At 64.5% G+C, this 5199-nt stretch carries 5 protein-coding genes; 4 read left to right on the top strand and 1 reads right to left on the bottom strand.

Going from position 1 to position 5199, the window contains the following annotated elements; genetic code table 11:
- Positions 1-150: 150 nt before the first annotated feature.
- Positions 151-1314, top strand: a complete 1164-nt coding sequence (locus EN780_RS27085) for an alpha/beta hydrolase (protein WP_128275829.1) — start codon at positions 151-153, stop codon at positions 1312-1314.
- Between the two features lie 22 nt (positions 1315-1336).
- Here EN780_RS27085 and ade read toward each other — a convergent pair whose 3' ends face one another.
- Positions 1337-3154 carry an adenine deaminase gene (gene ade / locus EN780_RS27080; protein ID WP_128275828.1) on the bottom strand — a complete coding sequence of 606 codons (1818 nt, stop codon included), beginning with the start codon at positions 3152-3154 and terminating at the stop codon, positions 1337-1339.
- Positions 3155-3300: 146 nt separating this feature from the next.
- On the opposite strand from ade, the gene EN780_RS27075 reads away from it, so the two are divergent.
- The 3 genes from EN780_RS27075 (at position 3301) to EN780_RS27065 (ending at position 5157) form a co-directional block, all read left to right on the top strand.
- On the top strand, positions 3301-4152 hold the full coding sequence (locus EN780_RS27075; RefSeq protein ID WP_128275827.1) for an alpha/beta hydrolase: 852 nt from the start codon (positions 3301-3303) through the stop codon (positions 4150-4152).
- Between the two features lie 53 nt (positions 4153-4205).
- Complete coding sequence (locus tag EN780_RS27070) at positions 4206-4418, top strand: hypothetical protein (RefSeq protein WP_127391529.1); 213 nt, start codon at positions 4206-4208, stop codon at positions 4416-4418.
- Positions 4419-4509: 91 nt separating this feature from the next.
- Positions 4510-5157 (top strand): outer membrane protein, encoded by a 648-nt coding sequence (locus EN780_RS27065; RefSeq protein WP_128275826.1) that lies wholly within the window; start codon positions 4510-4512, stop codon positions 5155-5157.
- Positions 5158-5199 lie beyond the last annotated feature (42 nt).

Raw genomic sequence — 5199 nt, 5'->3', positions numbered from 1 at the left:
GACCGCATCAGCCAGCTCGGGGAGTAGCTGATGGTGCCCCTCGGCCGGCGCGGTTGCCCGCCGCGCCCACTTTGAACTGGACCGGACCGGCCGCGGGCTTTATCGGATTGATCTGAGGCGTTATGATTTTCGCCCCTTGAGGGATCCCGGGTGATCGTGCGTTCGAAGACTGTCATAGTCCTTGCCTTCGCGCTCGCCGCCACGGGCTGCGCCGGCCGGAACACGCATGATCTGCTCAACAAGACGACGGTCACGGTGCCGGCCTCCGACATCGCCGCGACGCACGAGATCTTCGTCGCAACCACCCGCCAGCAGGCGACGAAGGACAAGCGGCAGGTGTTCGACGGCGACCGCTCGCTGACCGCCAGCTACGCCCGCGTCGACGTCACCGTTCCCAAGGTGCATCAGGTCGGCGCCATCGAACGCGCCAAGGGTTCGGCCGACAGCAACCCGGCCAAGCAGTTCACCGCCACCGAGGTCGTCCACTATGGGGACCAGCAGCAATTCGCCAAGGCCGTCGGCTCCAACATCGCCATAAGCGGCGACCGCGCTTTGGTCTTCGTGCACGGCTTCAACAACGGCTTCGACGATGGCGTCTTCCGGCTGACCCAGATCGCGCACGACACGAAATACCCAGGCACGCCGGTGCTGTTCTCCTGGGCGTCGAGCGGCAAGACGACCGGCTATATCTACGACAAGGACAGCTCCACAGCCGCGCGTGACGACCTCGAGGCGACGCTGCGGATGCTGGCCAAGACCCACGTCAAGAGCATCGACATCATCGCCCATTCGATGGGAACCTGGCTGACGATGGAGGCGCTGCGCCAGCTCGCCATCACCGGCGACCGCGATCTCGGCGGCAAGATCGGCTATGTCATCCTGGCCTCGCCGGACATCGATGTCGACGTCTTCAAGAAGCAGATGATCCGCTACGGCAAGCCGGACAAACCTTTCGCGATCCTGCTCTCGGGCGACGACCGGGCGCTGAAGCTGTCTTCCCTGATTTCCGGCGACAAGCCTCGAGTCGGCGACTACGGCAATGCGGCCGACCTTGCCAGCTATGGCGTGGTCGTGGCGGACCTGACCAACACCAAGGGCGGCGACCGCCTGAACCATGCCAAGTTCGCGGACAATCCGATGCTGGTGCAATTGCTCGGCGACCGGCTGCGCACACCAGCCGCCCTGCGCTCGACCGAACCTGACTCGGCCGAGTTCGACAATATCGGCCAAGGCATTGGAAAGGCCGTCGGCTCGGTCGCCGAAGTGGTCATCACCACGCCTTTCAAGGTGCTGACCATCGCCACCGGCGGCTGATCGATGGGCCCGCTACACGGTTTCAGATAAAAAGATCGACCTTCTGGAACGTCGTCACGTCGATCAGTCCGACATCGGAAATCCTGAGCTCGGGAATGACCACCAGCGCCAGCAGCGAGTGCTGCATGTACGCGTTGTTCAGCGAGCAACCGACCTTGCGCATGGCTTCCGTCAGTTGCTCGGCCTTGGCTGCGACTGTCTCGGCGCGCTCGTCCGACATCAGCCCTGCGATCGGCATCTCGACCAGCGCCAGTTCCTTGCCCTTGGAGAACAGGACCACACCACCGCCGACCTCACCCAGCCGGTTGACGGCCAGCGCCATGTCCTGCTTGTTGGTGCCGACGACGATGATGTGATGCGCGTCATGCGCCACGCTGGACGCCATCGCGCAGTCCGCCATGTAGCCGAAGCCGGAGACGAAGGCATTGGTGACGCCGCCGGTGCCCCTGTGCCGCTCGACCAGCGCGATCTGGCAGACGTCGTTGCGCCGGTCCATGCCGACAAGCCCGTCCTCGACCGGCAGGTCGGCCTCCAGCGCCCGCGTCGGCGCCTGGTTCTCGATCACGCCGATGACGCGCACGCGCACCTCGTTGGCCCCCTTCGGCGCGGCCACGTCGAAATCCTTGGCCTTGATCTTCTTGCCGAGCCTGACCGTGTTCTTGGCCGTCTTCGGATAGTCATAGGCCGGGATGTCGATGTCGAGCTTGCCCCCCTTGGCCAGCCTGACGCCGCGAGCATAGACCTCGTCGATGGTCATTGCCGCCAGATCCGAGACGATCAGCAGGTCGGCAAGCCGTCCCGGCGCGATCGAGCCGATCTCGCGCTCCAGCCGGAAATGCTGGGCGGTGTTCAGCGTCGCCATCTGGATCGCCGTCACCGGCTTCAGGCCCTGGCTGATCGCGTGCCGCACCACCCGGTCCATATGGCCCTCATGCACCAGCGTGCCGGAATGGCTGTCGTCGGTGCACAGGATGAAGTTGCGCGGGTCGAGCCCGCTCTCCGTCACCGCCTTGATCTGCGAAGCGACGTCGTACCAGGCCGAGCCGAGCCTCAGCATCGCCTTCATGCCCTGGCGCACCCGCGCGATCGCATCTTCGGCGCGCGTGCCCTCGTGGTCGTCCTGCGGACCGCCGGCGACATAGCCGTGGAACGGCAGGCCGAGGTCGCGCGAGGCATAGTGCCCGCCGACCGTCTTGCCGGCTCTGACCGTGGCGGCGATCTCGCCCGACATCACCGGGTCGTTGGCGGCGACGCCCGGGAAATTCATCACTTCGCCGAGCCCGATGATGTTTTCCCAGCTCATCGCCTCGGCGATATCGGCGACCGTCAGCTCGGCCCCGGCATGTTCCAGCCCCGGCGCCGACGGCACGCAGGATGGCATCTGCACATGCACGTTGATCGGCATGGCGACCGCCTCGTCATGCATCAGCCGCACGCCGGCCAGGCCCAGCACATTGGCGATCTCGTGCGGGTCGATGAACATCGAGGTGGTGCCATGTGGGATCACCGCGCGGCAGAACTCGGTCACCGTCACCATGCCGCTCTCGACATGCATGTGCCCGTCGCAAAGGCCGGGCACCAGATAGCGCCCGCCTGCATCGACGACCTTGGTGCCCTGCCCGATGGCGTGGCCCGCATTCGGCCCGCAATAGGCGAAGCGCCCGCCGGCAATCGCAATGTCGGTGCCGGCGATGATCTCACCCGAATGGACGTTCACCCAGCGGCCGTTGCGGATGACGAGGTCGGCCGGCTTGCGGCCCATCGCGACATCGACCAGGTGCGTCGCCATCTCGGTCCACGCACGGGGTTTTGCGGGCCTGGCGGCCTTCGTTTTCGGCATTGGCGATTCCCTGGCTGTGGCCAGTCTCGCAAATGTCGGCGGGTGCCGCCAGAGCCGTCGGCCGGCATCCGGTCGGCAGGCCGCGCTTGTTGACTAACCAGGTTAAAAGGCGATGCTGACCGCGAACCGAACCGTAAGAGGGAAACATGACCCGTCTCTGGAAAGCGATCGCAGTCGTCGTCTTGTTGATAGCGTCAACCGCTCTTGCCGCAGCCGAGGAACGTTGGCAGACATTGCCGGAGCCGGTGGCCATGCCCAAACCCGAGCAGAGCGGCTATGCGCCGGTCAACGGCATCCAGATGTACTACGCCGTTTTCGGTGCGGGTGACCCGGTTCTGCTCATCCATGGCGGCCTCGGCCACGCCGACATCTGGGCGAGCCAGGTGGCGACGCTTTCCAAAACGCACAAGGTCATTGTCGCCGACAGCCGCGGCCATGGCCGCTCCACCCGCACGGAGCAGCCCTATGGCTACGACCTGATGGCGTCGGACTATCTGGCGCTGCTCGACTACCTGAAGATCGACAAGACCGCGCTAGTCGGCTGGAGCGATGGCGGCATTATCGGTATCGACATCGCGCTGCATCATCCAGAACGGCTGACAAGGCTCTTTGCGCAGGCCGCCAATGTCACCACCGATGGCGTCGATCCGGGCGTGATGACCAACAAGACCTTTGCGGCCTACATCGAGCGCTCTGGCCGCGACTACAAGAAGATGTCGAAGACACCGGACCAGTATGACGCCTTCGTGGCGCAGATCAGCCATATGTGGGAAAGCGAGCCGGCGTGGACCAAGGAACAACTCGGCAAGATTACCACGCCGACGGCGATCGTCGCCGGCGACCATGACGAGGCGATCAAACGCGAGCACACCGAATACATGGCCACGGTCATTCCTGGTGCGAAGCTGATCATCTTGCCCAATGCCAGCCATTTCGCCATGCTGCAGGCGCCGGACGAATACAGCAAGGCGGCGCTGGATTTCATCGACGCCAAATAGCCAGGAAGCTGGAATGCTCGTCGGTCGCTGACGATCATTCGGATTGGCGGAAAATGGCAGAGACGATCAGGTTCGCAATCTTCGCAGTGTCGGCCGGCCTTGCCGGACTGGCATTCTTTACCTTGCATTCGTTCTGGACATGGGGCGTGCCGATCCTGATCTTCATCGCCGGCTCCGTGCTGTCCGAGTTCGCCTTCAACCGTCTGGCGCCGCCTCTCGAGAAGCAGCGCGACCTGGAGGATCGGGTGCGCAACCCGCCGGCGTAAACCGTTGTTGAATGAAGCCAATTCCGTTTTGCGGCGAATAAGGCTAGGTTGTACCCAGGAGTCTTTCGAAACCGCCATTTCGGAGAGCTCGATGCGTCGATTGACGCTCGCCAGTGCCGGTTTGCTTGCGCTGCTGTCCGGGTCGGCCCAGGCGGCGGACGTAGGCGCCGATCTGCCAATGACGGCCCCGGGCTTCGACTGGACCGGTTATTATGCCGGCCTGCAGGCCGGCTATGGCTGGGGCCGCGCCGACATGAGCTCGAGCGGCGGCGCGCCGTTTTCCGCCTCGCCCGACCTCGATGGCGGTTTCATCGGCGGCCACGTCGCCGGCCTCTGGCAATTCGACCAGGCGGTGCTCGGCGCCGTAGCCGATCTCAACTATTCCTCGGTCGACGGCGCGGCGGACCTCGGCCTCGGAGATTCCGCCGGCGCCGAGCTGAAATGGTTCGGCTCCGTCGATGCCAAGGCCGGCTATGCCATGGACCGCGTGCTGGTCTACGGCATCGGCGGAATCGCCTTCGCCGGCATCGAAGCGTCACGCAATGGCGTTGCCGACACGCGCACGGAAGTTGGCTGGACGCTCGGCGCCGGCGTCGACTATGCCCTGACGGATAAATTCGTGGTTGGCGCCCAATACCGCTACTTCGATTTCCGTTCGGAGCACTTCGACATCCCGGACGACCGCGATCAGGACGTCAAGCTCCACACGCTGGGGGTGAACCTGAGCTACAAATTCTGACCGCGAGATAGCCCGCCAGGACGCGAAACCTCCCCGTTGCTC

The organism is Mesorhizobium sp. M4B.F.Ca.ET.089.01.1.1 (assembly GCF_004022605.1).
Taxonomy (GTDB): domain Bacteria; phylum Pseudomonadota; class Alphaproteobacteria; order Rhizobiales; family Rhizobiaceae; genus Mesorhizobium; species Mesorhizobium abyssinicae.
The sequence above is the reverse complement of the archived record's forward strand: the minus strand, read 5'-3'. Positions and strand labels throughout refer to the sequence as shown.

Bases quoted from the DNA above. Each gene is read 5' to 3' on its own strand.
- EN780_RS27075 (WP_128275827.1), top strand. From the start codon at position 3,301: ATGACCCGTCTCTGGAAAGCGATCGCAGTCGTCGTCTTGTTGATAGCG.
- ade (WP_128275828.1), bottom strand. From the start codon at position 3,154: ATGCCGAAAACGAAGGCCGCCAGGCCCGCAAAACCCCGTGCGTGGACC.
- EN780_RS27065 (WP_128275826.1), top strand. From the start codon at position 4,510: ATGCGTCGATTGACGCTCGCCAGTGCCGGTTTGCTTGCGCTGCTGTCC.
- EN780_RS27070 (WP_127391529.1), top strand. From the start codon at position 4,206: ATGGCAGAGACGATCAGGTTCGCAATCTTCGCAGTGTCGGCCGGCCTT.